This window comes from Sedimentibacter sp. B4 (assembly GCF_000309315.1).
GTDB classification, from domain to species: domain Bacteria; phylum Bacillota; class Clostridia; order Tissierellales; family Sedimentibacteraceae; genus Sedimentibacter; species Sedimentibacter saalensis.
Window position 1 is genome coordinate 1 of record NZ_CANG01001075.1, and the last position, 236, is coordinate 236.

Annotated in this window: 1 pseudogene; it reads left to right on the top strand. The window is 67.4% G+C overall.

Annotated features, from left to right (window positions below):
* Positions 1-236 (top strand): annotated as a pseudogene (locus BN358_RS28150) (carbohydrate ABC transporter permease); the annotation flags it as partial.

Genomic DNA, 236 nt, shown 5'->3' on the forward strand with positions numbered 1-236 from the left:
TACCGTCGACCCGTCCGGCTGGCCCAACCCGTGGGTGCTGAAGAACTACACCGACGTGCTGACCAGCGGGCTGTTCTGGCGCCAGTTCAGCAACTCGGTGATCTCCGCGGTCGCCACCACGGTGGGGCGGTGGCCCTGGCCCTGATGGCGAGCTTCGTGATCGCCCGCTACGAGTTCAAGGGTCGCCAGGCGATGTACGCGCTGTTCGCCGCCGGCCTGATGTTCCCGATGACGGG